Origin of the sequence: Pseudomonas sp. CCI1.1, from assembly GCF_034348165.1 — a bacterium.
Classification (GTDB): Bacteria; Pseudomonadota; Gammaproteobacteria; order Pseudomonadales; family Pseudomonadaceae; genus Aquipseudomonas; species Aquipseudomonas paracarnis.
Genome location: NZ_CP133780.1, coordinates 5160812 through 5185799, shown reverse-complemented (window position 1 = coordinate 5185799; position 24988 = coordinate 5160812). Strand labels below are relative to the sequence as shown.

The following is a 24988-nucleotide window of genomic DNA, read 5'->3' as shown; positions in this document are numbered from 1 at the left end:
AGGCGTTCCCACGCAGAGCGTGGGAACGATCTCGATGCCTCGCCAGCGTTCTGCCCTTCTATCACTTAAATCAATCTTGCTAGCCACCCTACATTCGCGCACTTAGACTCAGGCCAATTCCTTCAAAGGTACGCCGCCATGTCCGAGACGCTGCTCAGTTCCCGCAATCTGGCTTTCGAGCTGTATGAAGTCCTCGATGCCGAGGGCCTGACCCAGCGCGAGCGGTTTGCCGAGCACAACCGCGAAACTTTCGACGCTGCAATCAGCACGGCGCGCAGCATCGCCGAAAAGTACTTCGCCCCCCACAACCGCAAGAACGACGAAAACGAACCGCGTTATGAGAACGGCCAAGCGATCCTGATCCCGGAAGTCAAACCCGCCGTAGACGCCTTCCTGGAGGCCGGCTTCCTCAACGCAGCACGTAGCTTTGAAGCAGGTGGCATGCAACTGCCGACCCTGTTGTCCCAGGCCTGTTTCGCGCACTTCCAATCGGCCAACGCCGCCTCGACGTCCTACCCGTTCCTGACCATGGGCGCCGCCAACCTGATCGAAAGCTTCGGCACCGAGGAGCAGAAACAACGCTTCCTGCAGCCAATGATCGACGGGCGCTTCTTCGGCACCATGGCCCTGACCGAGCCCCATGCCGGTTCTTCCCTGTCGGACATTCGTACCCGTGCAGAACCCGCGGCTGACGGCAGTTATCGGCTCAAGGGCAACAAGATCTTTATCTCCGGTGGCGACCATTCGCTGTCGGAAAACATCGTGCATATGGTGCTGGCAAAATTGCCGGACGCTCCCGCAGGCGTGAAGGGCATTTCGCTGTTTATCGTGCCCAAGTTCCTGGTCAACGAGGACGGCAGCCTGGGCGCTCGCAACGATGTGCTGCTGGCAGGGCTGTTCCACAAGATGGGCTGGCGCGGCACCACGTCCACGGCGCTTAACTTTGGCGATAACGGCAACTGTGTCGGCTATCTGGTGGGCAAGCCGCACCAGGGGCTGAGCTGCATGTTCCAGATGATGAACGAGGCACGCATCGGCGTGGGCATGGGCGCGGTGATGCTCGGTTACGCCGGCTACCTCTACTCCCTGGACTACGCCCGCGAACGGCCCCAGGGGCGCCTGCCTGATAGTAAAGACCCGAGCACCGCACCGGTGGCGATCATCCAGCACGCCGACATCAAGCGCATGCTACTGACCCAGAAAGCCTATGTGGAAGGCGCCTTTGACCTCGGACTCTACGCGGCGCGGCTATTCGACGACACCACCACCCTGCAAACCGACACCGAGCGCAAGCAAGCCCACGAACTGCTCGACCTGCTCACGCCCATCGTCAAATCCTGGCCGTCGGAGTTCTGCCTCAAGGCCAACGAGCTGGCGATCCAGATTCTCGGCGGCCACGGCTACACCCGCGAATACCCGGTGGAGCAGTACTACCGCGACAACCGCCTGAACCCCATCCATGAAGGCACCCACGGCATCCAGTCCCTGGACCTGCTCGGGCGCAAATTGGCGCAGAACGGCGGCGCCGGTTTAAAGCAATTGATTCGCCTGATCGCCGAAACCGGAGCCCGGGCGCAAAAGCACCCTTCACTTACGGCACTGCGAGAGCCTCTGGAGCAACTGGTAAACCGGCTGCAAAGCGTCACGATTGGCCTGCTGACCGATCTCGCCCAAGGCAAGGTCAACAGCAGCCTGGCGAACTCGGCGCTGTACTTGAAAGTGTTCGGGCACACGGTGATTGGCTGGCGCTGGCTGGAACAGGCGATCCGCGCCGAAGAAGGGCTGGCCAAAGGGGAAGCGGCTGACGCGGCCTTTTATAAGGGCAAGCTCCAGGCCGCCCGGTACTTCCTGACTTGGGAAGTACCGAGCTGCCATCATGAACTGGCGATTCTGGAAGCACGCGACGATACGTGCCTGGGCATGCAAGACGAGTGGTTCTAGCCCTCAGGGCTGACCGATCACCTTGGAAATCACATCGACCGTGGCGCTGACTTGCTCTTGGTAACGGTCGAGTTCCTGCTGGTGCGCCTGTTGCATTTCAATCTGCTCGGCGCACAGGTTCAGCGCGGCCAGTACCAATAGCTTGTCACCGATCAGGGTCGGGTACTTTTTCTTGGTAACCGCCAGGGAGGCCTTGAGCATGGTCACGGCATGCATCAGGGTCTGATCTTCGCCGGCCGGTGCCTTGATCGAGTAATCCTCTCCGAGAATCGAAACGACCTTTATGCCCTCACTCATGCGCTGACAGGCCCTGCACTTACACGCTCAACCAGCGCCTGGATGCGGGCGGCGGTGGCGCCGTGCTTTTCTTCCTGTTCCATCAGGTTCAGTTGCAGGCTGTCGTTTTCGTCCTTGGCGCGGGCCAGCTCGGCCTTGAGGGATTCGTTGCTGCCCAGCAGTTCTTGATTCTGCTGTACGAGGTCGCTGACCAGTTGTTCCAATTGGCTGAGGGATGCTTCTAACATTTTGATTTCTCGGGCGTTTAAAAAGGGCGGTGACGATAAAGAAAATTCACCTTGGATGCCAGGGTTATCCCCGGCCGCGCAGCCCGATGTTGCAAGGCCGGGCCGCACTTTCGAGCCTTAGTGACTGCATTTACCCGATCTGGTTCCTGAACTCACCCAACCCCTGGTCCGATGCGACAAAAGCGCGCGCCCCCTTAAGACTTTAGTCGCAGGGCCGATAAGGCGGGCACACCTCGTCTCATGGCCGCATGGATAGCGCCTCCCCCAGGACTCCAGCATGTCTTTTCGTAATATGAATATCGCCCCGAGGGCCTTCCTTGGCTTCGCGTTTATTGGCGCCTTGATGTTGTTGCTCGGTGTGTTCGCCCTGAACCAGATGAGCAAAATTCGTGCAGCCACCGAAGACATCACCTCGGCCAGCGTGCCCAGCATTCGCGCCCTGGATGAATTCACCCAACTGACCCTGCGCCTGCGCGTGCTGTCGTACCGCTTGCTGACCAACCGCGAGCCAGATGTACAGCAAAAGACCCTGGAAGCCTTCGAACTGCGCAATCAGCAGATTCGCACAGCCCAGGACATCTACGAAAAACTGATCACCAGCACCGAAGAGCGCAGCGCTTACAACGAGTACGTGCGCTTGCTGGGTCAGTACCGCCAGATTGAAGAGCGCATGAAGAGCCTGTCTCGCGCCAATCAGGTCAACGAGCTGCGCAGCCTGCTCAACACCGAGTTGCTGGACAACTCCGAGCAGGTCAATGCGGTCTTGACCCGCTTGCTGGATATCAATAACGACGACGCCAACGCCACCAACCAGCGCGCCAAAGACCAATACGACATGGCCTTTGACCTGGTAGTAGGCCTGCTGGTGGTTGCCACGGCGCTGACCTTGCTGTTCGCCTGGCTGCTGACACGCAGCATCACCCTGCCCATCGCCCAGGCGCTAGAAGCCGCCGAAGAAGTGGCCGAAGGCAACCTGACGCGCCCGATCACCGTGGACGGCAACGACGAAGCCGGACGCCTGCTCGCGGCCATGGCCAAGATGCAACACAAACTGCGCGACACCCTGCAACGTATCGCCGGCTCCGCTACCCAGCTGGCGTCTGCCGCTGAAGAGCTGAATGCGGTCACCGACGAAAGCGCCCGTGGCCTGACCCAGCAGAACAACGAAATCGAACAGGCCGCCACTGCCGTCAACGAGATGACCAGCGCGGTGGAAGAAGTCGCACGCAACGCGGTGAGCACCTCCGAAGCCTCGCGCAACGCCACCACCTCTGCCGGCGACGGCCGCGACCTGGTGCAGGAAACCGTTAGCGCCATCGAACGCATGAGTACCGATGTGCAGGCCACAGCGTCCCTGATTGGCGATCTGGCCAATGAATCGCGGGATATCGGCAAAGTGCTGGACGTGATCCGTGGCCTGGCTGACCAGACCAACCTGCTGGCCCTGAACGCAGCGATTGAAGCTGCGCGCGCCGGCGAAGCCGGACGTGGTTTCGCCGTGGTGGCCGATGAAGTACGGGCCCTTGCCCATCGCACCCAGCAGTCCACCAGCGAGATCGAACGCATGATCGGCAGTATCCAGACGGGTACCGAACATGCAGTGGATTCGATGCGTAACAGCACCGAGCGGGCCGAATCGACACTCAACATTGCCCGAGGCGCGGGCCTGTCGCTGGACACCATCAACACGGCGATTGTGGAGATCAACGAGCGCAACCTGGTGATCGCCAGCGCGGCGGAAGAACAGGCCCAGGTGGCGCGGGAAGTGGACCGCAACCTGGTGAATATCCGTGACCTGTCGGTGCAATCGGCCACCGGCGCCAGCCAGACCAGTGCGGCGAGCGGCGAATTGTCGCGGTTGGCGGTGGACCTGAACGGGATGGTCGGAAGGTTCCGCCTCTGAAATAAGCCTTTGCTCACACCGCATACCCTGTGGGAGCTGGCTTGCCTGCGATAGCAATCTATCAGCTAACGCCCCTGGCGCCTGGCACACCGCAATCGCAGGCAAGCCAGCTCCCACATTTGATCGATGCGCAGCCACAAAAGCTTTTTGACAGCGCAGCAATTCAACAGGTTAGAATCCCTGGCACGCAGACTGCATGGTCAGTTTGCGTCCTGTCTTCCCCTGCCCTGGAGTACTGCCTTTGAATGCGACGACCATCAACAGCCTGTTCTTGATCGGCGCGTTGCTGGTGACTGCGAGCATTCTGGTGAGTTCGCTTTCGTCACGCCTGGGGATCCCCATCCTGGTGATTATCCTGGCCGTGGGCATGACCGCCGGGGTCGATGGCGGTGGCATCATTTTCGACAACTACCCGACCGCCTACCTGGTGGGCAACCTCGCCCTCGCCGTGATCCTGCTCGACGGCGGTTTGCGCACCCGGGTGGCGAGTTTCCGCGTGGCGCTGTGGCCGGCATTGTCCCTGGCCACGGTGGGGGTGTTGATTACCACCGGCCTCACGGGCATGGCCGCGGCCTGGCTGTTCGACCTCAATATCATCCAGGGCCTGCTGATTGGTGCCATTGTCGGCTCCACGGACGCCGCGGCGGTGTTCTCACTGCTGGGCGGCAAGGGCCTCAACGAGCGGGTCAGCGCCAGCCTGGAAATCGAATCGGGCAGTAACGATCCGATGGCGGTGTTCCTCACCGTCACCCTGATCGACATGCTCGCCAGCGGCCAGACCGGCCTGCACTGGAGCCTGCTCACGCACCTGATCCGCGAATTCGGCATCGGTGGCCTGGTAGGCCTGGGTGGCGGCTGGCTGATGTTGCAGCTGGTCAACCGCATCAACCTGGCCAACGGCCTGTACCCGATCCTGGTGATCGCCGGCGGCCTGTTCGTGTTTGCCCTGACCAACGCCCTGCACGGCAGCGGCTTCCTCGCCGTGTACCTGTGCGGGCTGGTGATCGGCAACCGCCCGGTGCGCAGCCGCCATGGCATTTTGCACATGCTCGACGGCATGGCCTGGCTGGCGCAGATCGGGATGTTCTTGGTGCTGGGCCTGCTGGTCACGCCTCACGACTTGCTGCCCATCGCCCTGCCCGCCCTGGGCCTGGCGCTGTGGATGATCCTGTTTGCCCGGCCGCTGTCGGTGATGGTTGGCCTGCTGCCATTCAAAGCGTTCCACGGGCGCGAAAAGGCCTTTATCGCCTGGGTCGGCCTGCGCGGCGCGGTACCGATCATCCTCGCGGTGTTCCCGCTGATGGCCGGTCTGCCCCATGCACAGCTGTACTTCAACCTGGCGTTCTTTATCGTGCTGGTCTCGCTGTTGGTGCAGGGCACCAGCCTGCCGTGGGTGGCCAAGTTGCTCAAAGTCACCGTACCGCCAGACCCGGCACCGATCTCCCGCGCAGCCCTGGAAGTGCACGTCACCAGCGAGTGGGAGCTGTTCGTCTACCGCCTCGGCGCCGAGAAATGGTGCATCGGCGCGGCCCTGCGCGAGCTGAAAATGCCCGAAGGCACGCGCATCGCCGCGCTGTTTCGTGGCCAGCAACTGCTCCATCCGTCGGGTAGTACGGTGCTGGAAGTCGACGATTTGCTCTGTGTGATCGGCCACGAACACAACCTGCCGGCTCTGGGCAAACTGTTCAGCCAGGCACCGCAACGGGGCCTCGATTTGCGCTTCTTCGGCGACTTCGTCCTCGAAGGCGACGCCCAGCTGGGCGCGGTTTCCGCCTTGTACGGGCTCAAGCTTGAGGGTATCGACCCGGACATGCCGCTGAGCCGTTTCATCACCCAGAAGGTGGGCGGTGCACCGGTAGTCGGCGACCAGGTGGAGTGGAACAACACCATCTGGACCGTCGCGGTCATGGACGGGAACAAGATTGGCAAAGTCGGCGTCAGATTCCCCGAAGGAAGTCGCCCGGGCCCCGGACTCTTCCTCTAAACTGCGGGACAACGACGCCCCGATTCTTCACTTTGCAAGACCGGTCTCTATGCCAACCCTGCGTACTTTTCTCGCCACTGCCCTGCTGGGCCTGACCCTTTGTGTTGGCAGCGTATATGCCGCCGACCCGCCCAGCGCCGAAGCCGTCCAGCAAAGCCTGGATAAACTGCCCGACCGCAAGCTGCCTGACGCCGACATGAAGGCGCTGCAGGCGACCCTGCAACAGACCCTGACCTACTTGGGCAATCAGCAGGACTACGAGCAGCGCCTGGCCGACCTCAAGCGCCAGCTGGAAGAGGCCCCGCGCCAGACCAATGAGAACCAGCGTGAGCTGGCGCGCCTCAAGGCCACCAAAATCATTCCGGTGGCCCAACGCTACGCCAGCCTGCCGGTGCCGCAGCTTGAGCAGTTATTGGTGCAACGCAGCACCCAGCAAGGCGACCTGCAAAAAGAACTGGCCGACGCCAACAGCCTGACCATCGCCGCCCAGACCCGCCCCGAGCGCGCTCAGACCGAAATCAGCAGCAGCCAGACGCGCATCCAGCAAATCAACGCGACGCTCAAGCTTGGCAAAGACAACGGCAAGCCCCTCAGCAGCGACCAGCGCAACCAGCTCAACGCCGAACTGGCGGCCCTGAATGCCTTGATTCCCCTGCGCCGCCAGGAATTGGCCGGCAACAGCCAGCTGCAAGATTTGGGCAACAGCCAGCATGACCTGATCCAGGAAAAAACCGCACGCCTGGAGCAGGAAATCCAGGACCTGCAAACCCTGATCAACCAGAAACGCCTGGCCCAGTCCCAGCAGACGGTGACCCAACAGTCCATCGAAGCGCAGAAAGCCGGGGGCAGCAGCATCCTGGCCAAGGAAAGCGCAGACAACCTGAAGCTGTCCGACTACCTGCTCAAAAGCACCGACCGCCTCAACGACCTGACCCAGAAAAACCTGCAGACCAAGCAGCAACTGGACACCGTGACCCAAAGCGATTCGGCCCTGGACGAGCAGATCAACGTGCTCAAGGGCAGCCTGCTGCTGTCCAAGATTCTCTATAAACAAAAGCAGGCCCTGCCGCGTCTGACCGTGGACAAAGACCTGGCCGACGACATCGCCAACATTCGCCTGTACCAGTTCGAGGTCAACCAACAGCGAGAGCTGATCACCTCCCCCAGCGCCTATGTGGACAACCTGCTGGCCAACCAGCCGCCAGATGAAGTCACCCCGCAACTGCGCCGCACCCTGCTGGAAGTGGCGATCACCCGCAGCGACCTGCTGGAACGCCTGAGCCGCGAACTGAGCGCACTGCTCAACGAATCCATCACCCTGCAACTGAACCAGAAACAACTGCTCAGCACCGCCAGCACCCTGCGCGCCACGCTCGACGAGCAAATGTTCTGGATCCCCAGCAACAAGCCGCTGGACACCGAATGGCTGGAAACCGTACCGGCGCACCTGAGCAAGCAGGTCACCACCCTGCCCTGGGCGTCCAGCGTCAGCGAGCTGTATGACGGCCTGACCCAACGCCCGCTGCTGTTCCTGCCGTTGCTGTTGCTGATCGGCGCGCTGCTGTGGCGGCGCAATGCGCTGTATGTGCGCCTGAAAAAGGTTCACCAGGACATCGGCCACTTCAAGCGCGACAGCCAGTGGCATACGCCGCAGGCCATCCTGATCAACATCCTGCTGGCGATGCCCGTGGCCCTGGGCCTGGCGCTGTGCGGCTACGCGTTGCAGATCGACGCCCGCGGGCAAAACGCCAACCTGGGCGCGGCCTTGCTGCAGATCGCCCAAGCCTGGCTGGTGTTCTACACCGCCTACCGCATCCTCGCGCCGGGCGGCGTGGCGGAGCTGCACTTTCGCTGGGAGAGGCCGCAGGTCGAATTCCTGCAAGGCTGGATACGCAAGCTCGGGCTGGTGGTACTGGCGTTGGTGGCCGTGGTCGCAATTGCCGAACATCAACCGGCCGCGCTGGCTGACGACGTGTTGGGTATCGCCGTGGTACTGACCTGTTACGGGCTGATGGCCTGGCTGCTGGGCCGCCTGCTGCTGAACAGCCCAACCCACGAAAAGGCCTCATTGTTTCGCAAAGCGATCGGGGTGGTGTTCACCGCCCTGCCCATCGCGCTGTTTATTGCCGTGTGCTTTGGCTATTACTACACCGCGCTGAAACTCAGTGACCGGCTGATCAACACCCTGTACCTGCTGATGTTCTGGCTGGTGATCGAAGCCACCTTCGTGCGCGGCCTGGGTGTTGCCGCACGGCGCCTGGCCTACGCCCGCGCCCTGGCCAAACGCCAGGCAGCCAAGGAGGCCGGTGACGGCGAAGCGGTGATCGAAGAGCCGACCCTGGACATCGAGCAGGTCAACGAACAGTCCATGCGCCTGATCCGCCTGGCCCTGCTCGGCGGCTTTATCGCGGCGTTGTATTGGGTGTGGTCGGACCTGATCTCGGTATTTTCCTACCTGGACAACGTCACGCTGTACGAATACACCAGCGGTACCGGTGCGAATATCAGCATGGTGCCCATCAGCATCGGCGACCTGCTGGGCGCGTCGATTATCATCGGTATCACCTTCGCCCTGGCGCGCAACCTGCCCGGCCTGCTGGAAGTGCTGGTGCTGTCCAAGCTGGACTTGGCCCAGGGCAGCGCCTACGCCACCACCACCTTGCTGTCCTACATCATTGCCGGCGTGGGCTTTGTCACCACCCTTTCCACCCTCGGTGTGAGCTGGGACAAGCTGCAATGGCTGGTGGCCGCGCTGTCGGTGGGCCTGGGTTTCGGCATGCAGGAGATCTTCGCCAACTTCATCTCCGGCATCATGATTTTGTTCGAACGCCCGGTGCGCATCGGCGACACCATTACCATCGGCAACCTGTCGGGTACGGTGAGCAAGATCCGTATTCGTGCCACCACCATTACCGACTTCGACAATAAAGACATCATTGTCCCCAACAAGACCTTCATTACCGGGCAGTTGATCAACTGGTCGCTGACCGACACCATCACTCGGGTGACCCTCAAACTCGGCGTGGACTACGGCTCCGACCTCGACTTGGTGAAGGAACTGTTACTGAAAGCCGCTCGGGAAAACCCTCGGGTCCTGAAAGAACCGGAACCCCATGTGTACTTCCTCAACTTCGGCGAAAGCACACTGGACCACGAGCTGCGCATGCACGTGCGCGACCTGGGCGACCGCAACCCGGTGCTCGACGAGGTCAACCGCTTTATCAACCGTGAGTTCAAGAAACAGCACATCAACATCTCGTTCCGGCAGATGGAGATCTACCTGAAAAACCTCCACGGCCAGGAATACAAACTGGTGCCGGCCGAGGATGAGCGCAAGACCATTGTGCAGCCCGTCGACCAGCCCGACGCCCCAGAGCCGCCTGCGGGCAAAGTGGTGGATGCGCCGGAGCCGCCACCCAGCAAACTCGACTAAATGCCCTATCCCCAGCAGAATGCTCGGACATTCTGCTGGAGATGGCCGGTGAAAGCCCTCGACGAACTGACCTTCGACAATCGCTTCGCACGCCTGGGCGATGCGTTCTCAACCCACGTTCTGCCCGAACCCCTGGACGAACCGCGCCTGGTGGTAGCGAGCAAGGCCGCCATGGCGCTGCTCGACCTCGACCCGGCCGTGGCCGAAACCTCCGTGTTTGCCGAACTGTTTGGCGGCCACAAACTGTGGGCCGAAGCCGAGCCACGGGCGATGGTGTATTCCGGGCATCAATTCGGCGGCTACACGCCGCAACTGGGCGATGGCCGCGGGTTGCTGCTGGGCGAGGTCTATAACGAGGCCGGCGAGCATTGGGATTTGCACCTCAAGGGCGCCGGGATGACGCCTTACTCGCGCATGGGCGACGGGCGGGCGGTGTTGCGCTCTTCGATTCGTGAATTCCTCGCCTCCGAAGCCCTGCATGCGCTGGGCATCCCCACCAGCCGCGCCCTGTGCGTGATCGGCTCCAGCACGCCGGTATGGCGGGAGAAACAGGAACGCGGAGCGATGGTTTTACGCCTGGCCCACAGCCATATTCGCTTCGGGCACTTCGAATATTTCTATTACACCAAGAAGCCTGAGCAACAGGCCGAACTGGCCGAGCACGTGCTGAACCTGCACTACCCAGAATGCCGCGAGCAACCCGAGCCTTACCTGGCGATGTTCCGCGAGATCGTCGAGCGCAACGCCGAAATGATCGCCAAGTGGCAGGCTTATGGTTTTTGCCACGGCGTGATGAACACCGACAACATGTCGATCCTGGGCATTACCTTCGACTTCGGGCCCTTCGCGTTTCTCGATGATTTTGACGCGCACTTCATCTGCAACCATTCCGATCATGAAGGGCGCTACTCCTTCAGCAACCAGGTGCCGATCGGGCAGTGGAACCTCAGCGCCTTGGCCCAGGCGCTCACGCCGTTTATCAGCGTTGACGCACTGAAAGAAGCCCTCGGCCTGTACCTGCCGCTGTACCAGGCGCACTACCTGGACTTGATGCGCCGCCGCCTGGGCCTGACCACCGCCGAAGACGCCGACCAGCAGTTGGTGGAGCGCTTGCTCAAGCTGATGCAGAACAGCGGCGTGGACTACACGCTGTTCTTGCGCCACCTGGGCGATGAACCCGCTGCTCTGGCCGTGGCGCGGCTACGTGATGACTTTGTCGACCTGGCCGGGTTCGACGCCTGGGCCGAGCAGTACAAGGCCCGCGTGGCGCGGGACGGGGATTACACCCAGGAACAGCGCCGTGAGCGCATGCACGCGGTCAACCCGCTATATATCCTGCGCAACTACCTGGCCCAAAACGCCATCGCCGCCGCCGAATCAGGCGACTACAGCGAAGTGCGGCGGCTGCATGACGTGCTGACCAGACCGTTTGAGGAACAAGCGGGGATGGAGCAGTACGCGCAACGACCGCCGGATTGGGGCAAGCATTTGGAGATTAGTTGTTCGTCGTAAGTCCTAAAGACGGTCGGATTATTCTGCGGTGAGTAGGCTCATCAGATCTGAGGCATACGCTGATGCTCCAGATCATAGGCCTCCACCCAGTCAGAAATGATGTCAAGTAGCCCACTCATTGGATGGTCTTCATCTTCTCCTGTGATATCGAGCAGCTCATCAATCGCCTCGACCAGGACGCCATAATCATCCTCGGTTTGGGGTTTGCGCAGCAGCGTTGCAACGTAAGGCCAATGTTCAATGGCCAGTTTTAGAGCGTGGTTCATGCTTTGTCCTTTTTTCGCGTGTTGATAAACCGCGTCGCCGACACCAGATTGAAGCCAATAGCCGCCCCCAAGGAGCCCCCGATGTCCGAATCTCTTGTAATCCCCTGCCCTCATTGCAACGGCCTCAACCGCATCCCCGGCGAACGCCTGGGTGATGCGCCCAAGTGCGGGCGCTGCAAGCAGTCGGTGTTGCTGAACAAACCCTTTGATTTGAAACAGGGTGACTATGCCAACCAGATCAAGGGCGACCTGCCGCTGCTGGTCGATGTGTGGGCCGACTGGTGCGGGCCGTGCAAGTCGTTTGCGCCGGTATTCGAACAGGCCGCCGGGCAGTTGGAAGGCAAGTGCCGGCTGGCGAAGCTGGACAGTGAGGCAAACCAGCAGCTGTCGGCTCAGCTGGGGATTCGCTCGATTCCCAGTTTGATACTGTTCAAGAACGGCCGCGAAGTGGCGCGCCAGAGTGGGGCATTTCCGTTGCCGCAGTTGATGAGTTGGTTGCGTAGCCAGGGGGTGTAAACATCCCCCTCCATCAACTCGGTCAATGTGGGAGCTGGCTTGCCTGCGATGCAGGCGACTCGGTCTGCCTGGTACACCGAGGTGATGCCATCGCAGGCAAGCCAGCTCCCACATTAGATGCATTTCATGCGTTAGGTCAGCGGGGCTTCGCGGTCCATCATCTGGCTGACCAGCATGACGCCCAGTTCGCTTAACTGGTGGATGGCCAGCGCTACGTCGCGGTGTTCGCCGGTGAGGTCGTTGGACAGGTTGAGCAGCAAGGTGCGCACCGAGGAGAAGGTTTCGTAGCTGTTGAGTACGAGGGTTTCGGTGGGGAGGTTGGGTGAAACATTGAAAAGACGGATAGACATGCATTTGTTCCCTGATAGGGCCACTACCGTTTCGCTACTAAACGAAGGGTGGAAGCTGTACGCAGGTTAGTAGACCGGGGAACAAAGCAAAGACCGGCGCACCCGAAGGTGCCCTGCGCACAGCCACCATCAGATAGGCGATAAACGCCATGCTTTTGGAGCAGGTGCACATGCTTTGGTCGGTCGGGCTACTAAACCCGATCACTGAACATTCAGCGACCGGCAAACCTTAGAGACGCCCATCCAGACGCACAAGCCGGCGGATTCTGGCGTAGCTGTAGGCAAGGTTACAAGGCACAAGCCCAATTGCCAGACCCTTCCTACATACCTTGTGGGACATATCCAACTCACCTGCCGGCATGCAATCCAAACTGTGGGAGCTGGCTTGCCTGCGATAACGGTGTTCCAGGCGACACATTGACTCAATTTGCCGCCCTCATCGCGGGCAAGCCCGGCTCCCACAGTGTTCGGTGTTGCCTGTGGGATCAGGCGTTTTCCAGCAAGTTATGCAGGTCCACAAACTGCTGCGTCAGCTTATGCCGTGGGTCCAGATGAATCAGCGGCTTGCTCTCCTGGTGCGACTCGCGCATACGCACGGAGCTGGCCAGGTACACCGGCAGTACCGGCAGCCCTTCGGCAATCAACTCATCGAGAATCTGCTGCGGCAGGCTCGCCCGGGCCTGGAACTGGTTAACCACGATGCCCTCCACTTCCAGGCCTTCGTTATGGTCGTCCTTCAATTCTTCGATCTCTGCTAGCAGGCCATACAACGCCTGGCGCGAGAAGCTGTCGCAATCGAAGGGGATCAGCACACGATCAGCGGCAATCAGCGCCGAAACCGCGTAGAAGTTCAAGGCCGGAGGCGTATCCAGGTAAATGCGGTCGTAATCCTCGCTCAGCTCATCCAGCAGTTTTCGCAGCTTGTTGATTTTGTGCTTGGCTTCGAGCTTGGGCTGCAGGTCTGCCAGCTCGGCGGTGGCGGTGATCACGTGCAGGTTGTCGAACGGCGTTTCGTAGATATCCACCTTGTTCTTCTTCGAAAACGGCCCGGAAGACAACGTCTGCTTGAAAAAATCCGCGATCCCCATGGGGATGTCGTCACCCGTCAGCCCAGTGAGGTACTGGGTTGAGTTGGCCTGTGCATCGAGGTCCACCAATAGGGTTCGATAACCTTCGCTGGCGCTGACCGCCGCCAGGTTGCAGGCGATGCTGGACTTGCCCACACCGCCTTTTTGATTGAACACCACGCGCCGCATGGAAAAACCTCCGTGTATCAATGAATCCCCCGAGTGTAGAGCGCAAAAGCGCCGGTTAGCTACCTCGTTCATCCTTGCGCGCTGTCTGGCTCACAAATGAATGGAAACCGCGTAACGATCGAGTCCGGCCTTTGATCGCCGATAATCTGCAAATTCTTCCAACTTATTTGTGATCAATAGTGAACAAACTTTCACCACTATTTGCTAGAACCCCACGGCACCGGGATAATGCGCGCCATACGGCCATTGCTCCCTGTCCCGGAATCCGGGGCCATTGGCCGCACATGGAAGCCCGCAGGGGCGGGATAACTTCTCAGTGATCAACTTCAACATCGCCCAATGGCGCGCCTGGGCTCCCGGCCTTGCGAGTGCGGACGACTGGTACGCCTGGTGCCGGGACCCGGTGTTGCCGCCTGTCAGCGAAGCGTCCCCCGATGTGTCATTTTTGCCAGCCATGCAGCGCCGCCGTCTGAGCCGGCTGGCGCGCATGGCGTTCAGCGTCGGCTGGCCGCTGGCCGAGGGCCTTGAAGACCTGCCGCTGGTGTTTATTTCCCGCCACGGCGAAACCCCGCGCACCCTGGACATCCTCAGTGACCTGGCCAACGAGCAGCCGCTGTCGCCCACTCAGTTCAGCCTGTCGGTGCATAACGCGGTGATTGGCCTGTGGTCGATCCTGCGCAATGAAACCAGCGAGATGACCGCCCTCGCCGCCGCCGGCGATGGCCTCGAACACGGCCTGCTCGAAGCCGCCGCGTTGCTCAACGAAGGCGCCGCCGCCGTATTGCTGGTGATCACCGAAGAACAACCGCCCCACGCCTACGCCAGCTGGATTAGGGATGTGCCCTTCCCCTACGCCCTCGGCCTGTTGCTCACGCCGGGCGACGAGTGGCAACTGGAACTCACCACCGGCACTGTCCAACTCACTCAAACCCAGTGGCCCCACGCCCTGAACCTGCTGCGCACCCTGCTGACCGAACAGGGCGCCTGCCAACATGCCTGGAAGAACCGAGTATGGAACTGGCAACGCAAGCCCTGACCCACAAGCCACGGCAGGCCTATTATTGGCGCCTGTTCGCCACGGCCCTCAGCTTTTGCCTGTTTGGCATCGGCGGGCTGTGCCTGCGTTTGCTGGTATTTCCGTTGCTCAGTTGCCTGCCGGGCGACGCCAGCCAGCATCAACGGCGCGCACGCCACACCATCAGTTGCCTGTTCTGGTTTTTCATTCGCCTGATGAAGGGCCTGGGCATTCTCACGTACAGCGTCGAGGGTGCCGAAAAGCTTGGCCGCCCTGGCCAGATGATCGTCGCCAACCACCCATCGCTTATCGACGTGGTGTTCCTGATCGGCCTGATGCGCCAGACCAACTGCGTGGTCAAGCAGAGCCTGTTCCAGAACCCGTTCACCCGCAGCCCGGTGCGCGATGCCGGCTATATCAGCAATGACGGCAGTGCCGACATGCTCGATGCCGCAGCCGACGCCCTGCGCGCCGGCCAGACGCTGATCATCTTTCCCGAAGGCACCCGCACCACGCCGGGCGCGGCGCCGGCCTTTCATCGCGGCGGTGCGGCCATTGCGCTGCGTGGTGCGACAATCATCACGCCAGTGGTGATCAAGGTCAGCCCCACCACCCTGACCAAGGCCGAACCCTGGTATCGCATCCCCCACCGTCGATTTCACTTCAGTTTGCGCGTGGGCGCCGATATAGAGCCACAAGCGTTTGCCGCAGTCGGGCCCGCGCCCCAGGCTTCACGCAAGCTCAACGATCACCTGCATCACTATTTCATTAAGGAGCTCGCCGAAGATGAGCGACCAACACCGCCTTGAGCACGACATAAAGACGCTGATCATCGAGGCCCTGGGCCTGGAAGACATCAGCCCCGACGATATTGGCAGCGACCAGACCCTGTTTGGCGAAGGCCTGGGCCTGGATTCGGTCGATGCGCTGGAATTGGGCCTGGCGATCCAGAAAAAATACGGCATCAAAATCGATGCCGACGCCAAGGACACCCGCAATCACTTCACCAACGTGGCCAGCCTTGCGGCGTTCGTCACGGCCCGACAGGCAGCTTGAGACCGTACCATGCAAACTCGTGACGATATCTTCAACACCCTGCGCGACGCCTTGGTGGAACTGTTTGAACTGCCCCCGGAACGCGTCACCCTCGACGCCAACCTGTACCAGGACCTGGAAATCGACAGCATCGACGCCGTGGACCTGATCGACCACATCAAGCGCCAGACCGGCAAGAAAATCGCCGCCGAAGAGTTCAAGGCGGTACGCACGGTGAACGACGTGGTAGAGGCGGTGTACCGTCTGGTCCAGCCCGCCGCATGAGCCGGCTGATCGGCCTTGGCCTGTTATTGGCGGGGCTGCTGTACCCCTTCGCCGTGTATTACGGCACCGAGCATTTTGCACCCTGGCAGTTCGGCTTGCTGCTGGGCAGCCTGTGGCTGTTGCGCGCGCTCACCGCTGCGCGGCGCCCGGGCAGCCGTTGGATGGCGGTGGTGGTGATCGTGTTTTGCCTGGCACTGGCATGGTTCGATAACCCGCAGTGGCTGCGCTGGTACCCGAGCCTGGTCAGCGGGTTCATGCTGGCGCTGTTCGGCCTGAGCCTGAAATACGGCCCGCCGATGGTCGAGCGCCTGGCACGCATGACCGACCCGCACCTGCCGCCCCACGCGGTGGTGTATACCCGCCGGGTCACCCTGGTGTGGAGTGTGTTTTTTCTCTGTAATGGCCTGCTCGCCGCCGCGCTCACCCTGTGGGCGCCGCTGAGCTGGTGGACGTTGTACAACGGCCTGATCGCCTACGGGCTGATGGGGCTGTTGTTTGCCGTGGAATGGCTGGTACGACAAAGGGTTCGAGGCCGCGTATGAAAGGGTTGAAACTTGAGCATTTGCTGCTTGAGCCACTGCAAGATCGCGGGGTGACCACCGAGCCCCTCATGAACCACGCGCAACTGTGGGAGCAGTCGCTGAGCCTGGCGGCGGGCCTGCAAGCCCGGGGTATCCGGCGCCTGGCCGTGCACCTGGAAGACGCCGGGCTGCTGGCGATTGCGCTGCTGGGCGCCTGGCGCGCAGGCGCGAGCGTGCTGCTGCCCGCCGACCTGCAACCCCAGACGCGCCAACGCTGGACCGACGCCGTGGATGCCTGGCTGGTCGAAGCCAGCGACCTGGACGCGCTGTATCAAGTGCCCTTGAGCGCCGCCGCCCTCGACCTGGACACTTGCCAACTGAGCCTGTGCACCTCCGGCTCCAGCGGCGAGCCCAAGCGCATCGACAAGTCCCTGCGCCAGTTGGCCAATGAAGTAGAGGCGCTGGAGGCCCTGTGGGGCAAAGACCTCAAGGACGCCTGCATCATCGGCAGTGTCGCCACCCAGCATATCTACGGCTTGCTGTTTCGCGTGCTGTGGCCGCTGTGCGCAGGTCGCACCTTTGTGCGCAAACAACTGGCGTTCCCCGAAGACATGCAGCGCGCCAGCCGAGAGCACCGGCAATTTGCCTGGGTGGCCAGCCCGGCGTTGCTCAAGCGCATGGGCGACAACCTCGACTGGCCGGCACTGAGCCAGGTTGCGCGAGTGTTTTCCTCCGGCGGTGCATTGCCGATTGAAGCTGCCGGCAGCCTCTACGACCGTTTACAGCAATGGCCGACGGAAATCCTCGGCAGCTCGGAAACCGGCGGCATCGCCTGGCGCCAGGGTGCGCAACCCTGGCAGCCGTTTGCCGATGTACAACTGAGCCAGGATGCCGACGGCGCTCTGCGTATCGCATCAAAATACCTGCCCGAAGGGCACATCGAACAGACTGCCGACGCTGCACGCATCCATGCCGATGGCCGTTTTGAGTTGCTGGGCCGCCTGGACCGTATCGTCAAGCTGGAAGAGAAACGCATCTCCCTGCCGATGCTCGAACAGGCGTTGATGACCCACCCGTGGGTCGCCGAAACCCGCTTGGGCGTGGCGCAGGAAAACCGCGCCTCCCTCGGCGCGCTGGTGGTGCTCAGCAGCGATGGCTTGCATGCCCTGCGCAACCAGGGCCGCCGCACGCTCACCCAAACCTTGCGCCAGCACTTGAGCCAACATTGCGAGGCCCTGGCCTTGCCGCGCCGCTGGCGCTTGCTGCGCCAACTGCCGCTGAACAGCCAGGGCAAGCTGCCTCAGGCCGATGTCGAAGCCTTGTTGCTGGCGCCTCGCCCCAAGGGCCCCGAGGTGTTGGCGCAAGTCGAAACCGAAGGTGAATGGACCTTGCAACTGAGCATCCCACCGGACCTGGCCTATTTCAGCGGGCACTTCCCGGTCACCCCAGTATTGCCGGGGGTGGTGCAGGTGGAATGGGCGTTCAACCTGGGCCAGCAATTGCTCGACCTGCCAACCCGGTTCGCCGGCATGGAAGTGCTCAAGTTCCAGCAACTGGTGCGCCCGGGCGATCACATCGAACTGCACCTGCGCTTTGATCGGGAGCGTAGCAAACTGTACTTCGCCTATCGCAATGGGGTTGCGGCGTGCTCAAGCGGGCGGATCGTGCTGGAGGCCGCGCATGCATAAGCCGGGTGAGCACTTCGTGCTCAATCGCGGGCAAACCCGCTCCCACACTGGATCAGTGTCGGCCAACAATCTTGTGTGCACAGCAAATCCAATGTGGGAGCTGGCTTGCCTGCGATGCAGGCGGCGCGGTGTATCGGTTGCCCCCCATCATGCATAACCCCTGCGCTTTAATCCCGGTGTACAACCACGAAGCCGCCGTGCCGGCCGTGGTCCACAGTGTGCTGAAGAGCGGCCTGCCCTGCCTCTTGGTGGACGATGGCAGCAGCGCCGCCTGCGCAGCAGTGCTGGCGCACCTGGCGACGCTGGACAACGTCACCCTGCTGACCCTGCCCAGCAACCAGGGCAAGGGCGCCGCCGTGATGGCCGGCTTTCGCGAGGCAGCGCGCCTGGGCTACACCCACGCCCTGCAAGTGGACGCCGATGGTCAGCACGACCTGCGCGAAGTCGAGACCTTTATCCACACCTCACGCCAGCATCCCGACGCCGTTATCTGCGGCTACCCCGAATACGACGACAGCGTGCCCAAGGGTCGCCTGTACGCACGTTACCTGACCCACGTGTGGGTGTGGATCAATACCCTGTCGCTTGAGATTCGCGACTCGATGTGCGGCTTTCGCGTGTACCCGCTGGCGCCGACCCTGGCGCTGATGGACTCGGCCTACATCGGCACGCACATGGATTTCGACTCGGACATCCTGGTACGCCTGGCCTGGCGCAACCAGCCTATGCGTTGGCTGCCCACCCAGGTGCACTACCCCGCCGACGGCCTGTCGCACTTTCGCTTGTTGCGTGACAACCTGCGCATCAGCGCCATGCACACGCGGTTGTTCTTCGGCATGCTCGTGCGCGCGCCGATGATCCTGTGGCGACGGTGGCAAGCATGAACGACAGCACCAAACATTGGGCCGACCGCGAGGAACGCGGCAGCTTCTGGCTGATGAAATTCACCGCGGTCGCGGTCAAAGTCCTCGGCCGTCGCCTATTGAGCCCGTTGCTCTACAGCATCGTCTTTTACTTCTTCCTGTTCGGCCGCACCGCACGCCACAGCGCGTGGCAATACCAGCAGCGGCTGGCGCAATGGAGCGGGCGCGATGACTTGCTGCCGAGCCACCGCACCGTCTTTGCCCAGTTCATGGCCTTCGCCGATTCGCTGCTGGACAAGCTGGACGTGTGGAACGGCAAGCTGCGCCTGGAGCAAATCGAGATCAACGACCCGGCGCAGTTGCGCAGCCAACTGCGTGGCGAGCGCGGGCAGATGCTGGTGGGTGCGCACCTGGGTAACCTGGAAGTGTGCCGCGCCCTGGCGGAAATGGGTGAACAGGTCACCATGAACGTGCTGGTGCACACCAAGCACGCCGAGCGTTTCAACCGCCTGCTGGGCGAGGCCGGCGCGACCCATTTGCGCCTGATTCAGGTGAGCGAACTGGACCCGGCCACCATGCTGCTGCTCAGCCAGCGCCTGGACGATGGCGAGTGGCTGGCGATTGCCGGCGACCGCATCCCGCTGCACGGCGGGCGTACGGTGCGCGTGGACTTCCTCGGCCATACGGCGGCATTTCCCCAAGGCCCATGGCTGCTGGCGGGCTTGCTCAAGTGCCCGGTCAATCTGCTGATGTGTCTTAAGCACCAGGGCCGCTATCGCCTGACTATCGAGCCCTTTGCCGATTTGATCGAGTGGAAGCGCAGTACCCGCGAGCAGGTCATCGCCCTGTGGACCGCCCGCTACGCCGCACGCTTGGGCCAGTTCTGCCTGCAAGCGCCCCAACAATGGTTCAACTTTTACCCTTTCTGGAAGACCGATGACGACGCCTCTTGAGCCCATCACCTTTGGTGAACGCCCCCTGCGCATCGAAGACGTGCTGGCCCTGGCCAACCGCCAGGTACCCACTCGCCTGCAGGACGATGCCGCGTACCGCCAACGCATCGCCAAGGGCGCGCAGTTCCTCGACTCGCTGCTGGACAAGGAAGGCGTGATCTACGGCGTGACCACCGGCTACGGCGACTCCTGCGTAGTGGCGGTGCCGCTGGAGCACGTCGAAGCCTTGCCGCGTCATCTGTACACCTTTCACGGTTGCGGCCTGGGCAAGTTGCTCGACGCCCAAGCCACCCGTGCCGTGCTGGCGGCGCGTTTGCAGTCGCTGTGCCATGGCGTATCGGGCGTACGCGTGGAGCTGCTGGAGCGCTTGCACGCCTTCCTCGAACACGATGTGCTGCCACTGATCCCGGAAGAAGGCTCGGTGGGTGCCAGTGGTGATCTGACGCCGCTGTCCTACGTGGCCGCGACCTTGTCCGGCGAGCGCGAGGTGCTATTCCGTGGTGAACGCCGTCCGGCGGCCGACGTTCACCGCGAGCTGGGCTGGGAGCCGTTGGTCCTGCGCCCCAAGGAAGCCCTGGCACTGATGAACGGCACCGCGGTGATGACCGGCCTGGCCTGCCTGGCCTTCGCCCGCGCCGACTACCTGCTGCACCTGGCGACGCGCATCACCGCGCTCAATGTGGTGGCGCTGCAAGGCAACCCGGAACACTTCGACGAGCGCCTCTTCGCCGCCAAGCCGCACCCAGGGCAGATGCAAGTGGCTGCGTGGCTGCGCCACGACCTGGCGATCGATGCACCGACCGCACCGCTGCATCGCTTGCAGGATCGCTATTCGCTGCGCTGCGCACCCCACGTACTCGGCGTGCTGGCCGATAGCTTGAGCTGGCTGCGCTCGTTCATCGAAATCGAGCTCAACAGCGCCAACGACAACCCGATCATCGACGCTGAAGAAGAACGCGTGCTGCATGGCGGGCACTTCTACGGTGGGCATATCGCCTTCGCCATGGACAGCCTCAAAACCCTGGTGGCCAACGTTGCCGACCTGCTCGACCGCCAGCTCGCACTGTTGGTGGACGTGCGTTACAACCATGGCCTGCCGAGCAACCTGTCGGGCGCCCCGGCTGATCGCGCGATGATCAACCATGGCTTCAAGGCCGTGCAGATCGGCACCAGCGCCTGGACCGCCGAAGCGCTGAAAAACACCATGCCGGCCAGCGTGTTCTCACGCTCTACCGAGTGCCACAACCAGGACAAGGTGAGCATGGGCACCATCGCTGCCCGCGATGCGATCCGCGTGCTGGAGTTGACCGAACAGGTGGCCGCCGCGACCCTGCTCGCCGCCAACCAGGGCGTGTGGCTGCGCGCCCAGGCCGAGGATGCCCGCCCACTGCCACCGGCACTGGCCGCGATGCACGCGGAACTGGCCCAGGACTTTGCGCCGGTCATCGAAGACCGCGCCTTGGAAGGCGAACTGCGCCTGTGCCTGCAACGCATCGCCGCGCAACACTGGAGGCTGCATGCGTAGCCCCGGCGTGTTGCACAGCGACACTGAAATCCTCGTGCCGTTTTTCGACATCGATACCATGAACGTGGTGTGGCACGGGCATTACGTGAAGTACCTTGAAGTGGCGCGCTGTGCGTTGCTGGACAAGATCGGCCATAACTACGCGGCGATGCTCGAAGCCGGCTATGCGTGGCCGGTGATCGACATGCAGCTACGCTATGTACGCGGCGCGACCTTCGGCCAGACCATCAATGTGCGCGCCAGCCTGGTGGAATGGGAGAACCGTTTGAAGGTGAACTACCTGATTACCGACCTGGCCAGCGGCGAACGCTTGACCCGCGCCAGCACCGTGCAAGTAGCGGTGGAAATCGCCAGCCGCGAAATGCAGCTGGCCTCGCCCAAAGTCTTCACCGACGCCGTAGAGAGAGCCTTGAAATGAGATCCCCTGTGGGAGCGGGCTTGCCCGCGATGGACGTTAACGATAACGCAGGTCGCCTGACGCTGCGCAGCGCCCTCAGGTTCTTCGCGGGCAAGCCCGCGCCCACATTGATCGCGTTGTTGCTGAGCTTCAGCGCCCACGCCTTCGACCTCCAGCAGTTGAGCGATCAGCTTGCCAAACCCTCCGTGATCCACGGCAACTTCACCCAGGAAAAACACCTGCGCGCCCTGCCCCAGCCATTGGTGAGCAAGGGCACCTTCGTGCTCGCCAAGGATCAAGGCCTGCTGTGGCTGTTGAAAAGCCCGCTGCAACAGGACTACCGCATTACAGCCCAGGGCATTGCCCGCCGCGATGCCAATGGCTGGCAACTACTGCCAAACAAGAGTGCCGGCGCCGAACAGAATCGTTTGTTCCTGGCAGTACTGCAGGGCGACAGCAGTGGCCTGCAGCGCGACTTCGACCTGCAACTGCAAGGCGAGGCCCAACAATGGAAGCTCACGCTGACCCCACGCTCACTGCTGCTCAAGCAAGTCTTCACCCAGATCAATATCGACGGCGGCGCACTGGTGCGCACCATTGAACTGCTGGAAACCCAAGGCGACAGCACGCTGTTGCGCATGCAGGACAATACCGCCGACCAGCCGTTGAGCAATGCGGAGCAACACGACTTTGCCCAGTGAGCGCCTGCTGCCGCGCCTGTTCCTGACCTTGCTGGTGGCCGTGCTGGCCCTGGCAGGCTGGCAGTGGCGTGATGGCGCGCCGTTGTCGGCCAACCTGATGGAACTGGTGCCCGGCAGCACGCCGGACGCCTTGGAACTGCAAGCCGAACAGCGCATGCAAGAGCCGCTCAACCGCGAAATGCTGGTACTGGTGGGGCATGCCGACCGCCAGCAAGCGGTGGCCGTGGCGCAGCAACTGGGTGAGCGTTGGCAGGCCAGCGGCCTGTTTGAAAAGGTGCAGTGGAACCTGCAAGCCGACTTGCCAGCGTTGCGCGAACAACTGCTGCGTGGGCGTTTGTCGATGCTCTCGTCCAAGGACCGCGAACAACTGATCCAGCAGCCTGAGGCGTTCATCCAGCAACGCGTGCAATCGCTGTTCGACCCCTTCACCGGTTTCAGCCTGGTACCAAGCCAGGACGATTGGCTCGGCCTGACCGGGCGCATCCAGAACAGCCAGCCGCAACACGGTGCGGTGCAAATGGACATCGGCAGCGGCGCCTTGATCGCCGATGCCGACGGCAAGAGTTGGGTGCTACTGCGAGCGCGCACTACCGGCAACGCCTTCGATATGAAGCTGCCGCTGCAAGTGGCGGACTTGCTGAAGGCCAGCCGCGAGCAAGCCGGCGCACACGGCGCGCAACTGCTCGCCGCCAGCGGTTTACTCTATGCGGCCAACGGGCAGCAGCAGGCCACGCGGGAAATGACCTGGGTCGGCGGCGGCGCCACCCTGGGCATCCTGTTATTGCTGCTGCTGGCGTTCCGACGCTGGCGGGTGCTGCTGGCGTTCGTGCCGGTACTGGTGGGCATGCTGTTTGGCGCGGTGGCATGTGTGGCGCTGTTTGGGCATATGCATGTGATGACCCTGGTGCTGGGTTCCAGCCTGATCGGCGTGGCGGTGGATTACCCACTGCACTACCTGTCCAAAAGCTGGAGCCTGCAACCCTGGCGCAGTTGGCCGGCGTTGCGCCTGACCCTGCCAGGGCTGAGCCTGAGCCTGGCCACCAGCGCTATCGGCTACCTGGCGCTGGCCTGGACGCCGTTCCCGGCGCTGACCCAGATTGCAGTGTTTTCGGCTGCCGGTTTGGTCGGTGCCTATTTGTGTGCCGTGTGCCTGTTGCCCGCGCTGCTCAAGGGCGTGGAACTGCGCCCGGCGCAATGGCCGCTGCGTGTCGCTCAAGGCCTATGGCAGCTGCGCACGGCCTTGCTCAAACGCGTGCCCAGTTCGGTACTGCTGGTGTGGGTGCTGCTGTTCTGCGCGGCGGGCCTCTGGCAACTGAACACTAAAAACGATATCCGCCAATGGATCGGTGCACCGCCGCAGTTGCTGCAGGAAGCCCAGGCCGTGGCGCGCATCACCGGGTTCCAGCCCACAAGCCAGTTTTTCCTGGTGCGGGCGGACAATCAGCAGCAGTTGCTGGAACGCCAGGCCGCCCTGGGCAAACGCTTGAACCAGTTGGTACAGATGGACAAGCTTCAGGGCTACCTGGCGCTCAATCAACTGGTCAACCTCCCCGCCGAACAACAACAGTTGCGCGAGGCGCTGAACAACCTGGCGCTACACTGGCAACCGCTACTGGACCTCGGCGTGCCCCTCAGTGCCCTGCAAGCCGAAGTGGCGCAATTGCAGGCGCTGCCTACCGCAGACATCGACGCCGCACTGCAAGGCCCGCTGGCCGAGCCGTGGCGCACGCTGTGGCTGGGCCCGGTGGACGGTGGCGTGGCGGCCATGGTCAGCCTGCAAGGCTTGAACAACCCGGCGCTGCTGCGGGTGCAGGCGCTGGACTTGCCCGGTGTGCAACTGGTCGACCGCCTGGGCGACTTGAACCGCGTATTTGCCGACACGCAGATCAGCGCTGCCGAATTGAAGTTGCTGTCTTGCGTGCTGATCGTGCTATTGCTGATTGCGCCCTTCGGCGTTGGCGGCGCCTTGCGTATCGTCGCCCTGCCGCTGCTGGCCGCGTTGTGCAGCCTGGCCAGCCTCGGTTGGCTGGGCCAGCCGCTGACTTTGTTCAGCCTGTTTGGCCTGCTGCTGGTCACGGCCATCAGCGTCGACTATGCGATTTTGATGCGCGAGCAGATCGGCGGCCCTGCCGTCAGCCTGTTGGGAACACTGCTGGCAGCGCTGACGACTTGGTTGTCGTTCGGCCTGCTGGCGGTCTCCAGTACACCGGCCGTGAGTAATTTCGGCTTGTCGGTCAGCCTGGGCCTGGCGTTCAGCTTTATGCTGGCACCCTGGGCCGGCCGGCAGAAACACGCCTTATGAATGTGATTAGCGCCTATG

The 24988-nt window shown here is 62.2% G+C and carries 23 protein-coding genes and 1 pseudogene; 19 read left to right on the top strand and 5 right to left on the bottom strand.

The window, feature by feature from the left end:
* The first annotated feature begins 138 nt into the window (after positions 1–138).
* Entirely contained in the window at positions 139–1941 is a 1803-nt protein-coding gene (locus RHM69_RS23460) for an acyl-CoA dehydrogenase (protein WP_038448593.1), read from the top strand.
* 3 nt (positions 1942–1944) lie between these two features.
* Here RHM69_RS23460 and RHM69_RS23455 read toward each other — a convergent pair whose 3' ends face one another.
* Both RHM69_RS23455 and RHM69_RS23450 read right to left on the bottom strand, forming a co-directional pair.
* A complete protein-coding gene (locus RHM69_RS23455) occupies positions 1945–2238 on the bottom strand; it encodes a cell division protein ZapA (RefSeq protein ID WP_003187971.1) in 294 nt (97 codons plus the stop codon).
* Positions 2235–2465 carry a hypothetical protein gene (locus RHM69_RS23450; protein WP_003187970.1) on the bottom strand — a complete coding sequence of 77 codons (231 nt, stop codon included), beginning with the start codon at positions 2463–2465 and terminating at the stop codon, positions 2235–2237. Before RHM69_RS23450 ends, RHM69_RS23455 begins: the two co-directional genes overlap by 4 nt.
* A gap of 277 nt (positions 2466–2742) precedes the next feature.
* Between RHM69_RS23450 and RHM69_RS31160 the strand changes: the two are divergent.
* From RHM69_RS31160 to selO, 5 genes and pseudogenes are all read left to right on the top strand, one after another.
* Positions 2743–3513: pseudogene (locus tag RHM69_RS31160) on the top strand (MCP four helix bundle domain-containing protein); the annotation flags it as partial.
* Positions 3496–4368, top strand: a complete 873-nt coding sequence (locus tag RHM69_RS31155) for a methyl-accepting chemotaxis protein (protein WP_370694794.1) — start codon at positions 3496–3498, stop codon at positions 4366–4368. The pseudogene RHM69_RS31160 and the gene RHM69_RS31155, both read left to right, overlap by 18 nt.
* Positions 4369–4609: 241 nt before the next feature.
* Complete coding sequence (locus tag RHM69_RS23440; RefSeq protein WP_014716612.1) at positions 4610–6352, top strand: potassium/proton antiporter; 1743 nt, start codon at positions 4610–4612, stop codon at positions 6350–6352.
* A 49-nt stretch (positions 6353–6401) separates the two neighbouring features.
* Positions 6402–9785, top strand: coding sequence for a mechanosensitive channel MscK (mscK, locus tag RHM69_RS23435; RefSeq protein ID WP_014716611.1), 3384 nt, complete (start codon positions 6402–6404; stop codon positions 9783–9785).
* 48 nt (positions 9786–9833) lie between these two features.
* Positions 9834–11297, top strand: a complete 1464-nt coding sequence (gene selO, locus RHM69_RS23430) for a protein adenylyltransferase SelO (protein ID WP_020301658.1) — start codon at positions 9834–9836, stop codon at positions 11295–11297.
* A 41-nt stretch (positions 11298–11338) separates the two neighbouring features.
* Here selO and RHM69_RS23425 read toward each other — a convergent pair whose 3' ends face one another.
* Positions 11339–11563: a hypothetical protein gene (locus RHM69_RS23425; RefSeq protein ID WP_032904074.1), complete on the bottom strand. Its 225-nt coding sequence runs from the start codon at positions 11561–11563 to the stop codon at positions 11339–11341.
* 81 nt (positions 11564–11644) lie between these two features.
* On the opposite strand from RHM69_RS23425, the gene trxC reads away from it, so the two are divergent.
* Positions 11645–12079, top strand: a complete 435-nt coding sequence (trxC, locus tag RHM69_RS23420) for a thioredoxin TrxC (RefSeq protein WP_032904075.1) — start codon at positions 11645–11647, stop codon at positions 12077–12079.
* 131 nt (positions 12080–12210) lie between these two features.
* Here the strand turns inward: trxC and RHM69_RS23415 are convergent, their stop codons facing one another.
* Positions 12211–12429 (bottom strand): DUF6124 family protein, encoded by a 219-nt coding sequence (locus RHM69_RS23415; RefSeq protein ID WP_014716607.1) that lies wholly within the window; start codon positions 12427–12429, stop codon positions 12211–12213.
* A 485-nt stretch (positions 12430–12914) separates the two neighbouring features.
* A complete protein-coding gene (locus RHM69_RS23410; protein ID WP_014716606.1) occupies positions 12915–13685 on the bottom strand; it encodes a ParA family protein in 771 nt (256 codons plus the stop codon).
* Between the two features lie 316 nt (positions 13686–14001).
* On the opposite strand from RHM69_RS23410, the gene RHM69_RS23405 reads away from it, so the two are divergent.
* From RHM69_RS23405 to RHM69_RS23350, 12 genes are all read left to right on the top strand, one after another.
* Positions 14002–14721 (top strand): beta-ketoacyl synthase chain length factor, encoded by a 720-nt coding sequence (locus RHM69_RS23405; protein ID WP_014716605.1) that lies wholly within the window; start codon positions 14002–14004, stop codon positions 14719–14721.
* Complete coding sequence (locus RHM69_RS23400; protein WP_003187953.1) at positions 14697–15509, top strand: lysophospholipid acyltransferase family protein; 813 nt, start codon at positions 14697–14699, stop codon at positions 15507–15509. The genes RHM69_RS23405 and RHM69_RS23400 overlap by 25 nt, the downstream gene beginning before the upstream one ends.
* Positions 15487–15756, top strand: a complete 270-nt coding sequence (locus tag RHM69_RS23395) for a phosphopantetheine-binding protein (RefSeq protein ID WP_034125597.1) — start codon at positions 15487–15489, stop codon at positions 15754–15756. The genes RHM69_RS23400 and RHM69_RS23395 overlap by 23 nt, the downstream gene beginning before the upstream one ends.
* A 9-nt stretch (positions 15757–15765) precedes the next feature.
* Complete coding sequence (locus tag RHM69_RS23390; protein ID WP_003187949.1) at positions 15766–16020, top strand: acyl carrier protein; 255 nt, start codon at positions 15766–15768, stop codon at positions 16018–16020.
* Complete coding sequence (locus RHM69_RS23385) at positions 16017–16562, top strand: membrane protein (protein WP_014716602.1); 546 nt, start codon at positions 16017–16019, stop codon at positions 16560–16562. Before RHM69_RS23390 ends, RHM69_RS23385 begins: the two co-directional genes overlap by 4 nt.
* Entirely contained in the window at positions 16559–18229 is a 1671-nt protein-coding gene (locus RHM69_RS23380; protein ID WP_200599110.1) for an acyl-CoA synthetase family protein, read from the top strand. Before RHM69_RS23385 ends, RHM69_RS23380 begins: the two co-directional genes overlap by 4 nt.
* A 149-nt stretch (positions 18230–18378) precedes the next feature.
* Positions 18379–19113, top strand: coding sequence for a glycosyltransferase family 2 protein (locus RHM69_RS23375; protein ID WP_014716600.1), 735 nt, complete (start codon positions 18379–18381; stop codon positions 19111–19113).
* The gene (locus tag RHM69_RS23370) at positions 19110–20045 is read left to right on the top strand and encodes a glycosyl transferase (protein WP_038448578.1); all 936 of its coding nucleotides are present in this window, start codon (positions 19110–19112) and stop codon (positions 20043–20045) included. Before RHM69_RS23375 ends, RHM69_RS23370 begins: the two co-directional genes overlap by 4 nt.
* Positions 20029–21570 carry an HAL/PAL/TAL family ammonia-lyase gene (locus RHM69_RS23365; protein WP_060767924.1) on the top strand — a complete coding sequence of 514 codons (1542 nt, stop codon included), beginning with the start codon at positions 20029–20031 and terminating at the stop codon, positions 21568–21570. Before RHM69_RS23370 ends, RHM69_RS23365 begins: the two co-directional genes overlap by 17 nt.
* Positions 21563–21988, top strand: a complete 426-nt coding sequence (locus RHM69_RS23360; protein ID WP_014716597.1) for an acyl-CoA thioesterase — start codon at positions 21563–21565, stop codon at positions 21986–21988. The genes RHM69_RS23365 and RHM69_RS23360 overlap by 8 nt, the downstream gene beginning before the upstream one ends.
* Positions 21985–22668, top strand: a complete 684-nt coding sequence (locus RHM69_RS23355) for an outer membrane lipoprotein carrier protein LolA (protein ID WP_234451974.1) — start codon at positions 21985–21987, stop codon at positions 22666–22668. Before RHM69_RS23360 ends, RHM69_RS23355 begins: the two co-directional genes overlap by 4 nt.
* The gene (locus RHM69_RS23350; protein WP_200599109.1) at positions 22640–24970 is read left to right on the top strand and encodes an MMPL family transporter; all 2331 of its coding nucleotides are present in this window, start codon (positions 22640–22642) and stop codon (positions 24968–24970) included. The genes RHM69_RS23355 and RHM69_RS23350 overlap by 29 nt, the downstream gene beginning before the upstream one ends.
* Positions 24971–24988 lie beyond the last annotated feature (18 nt).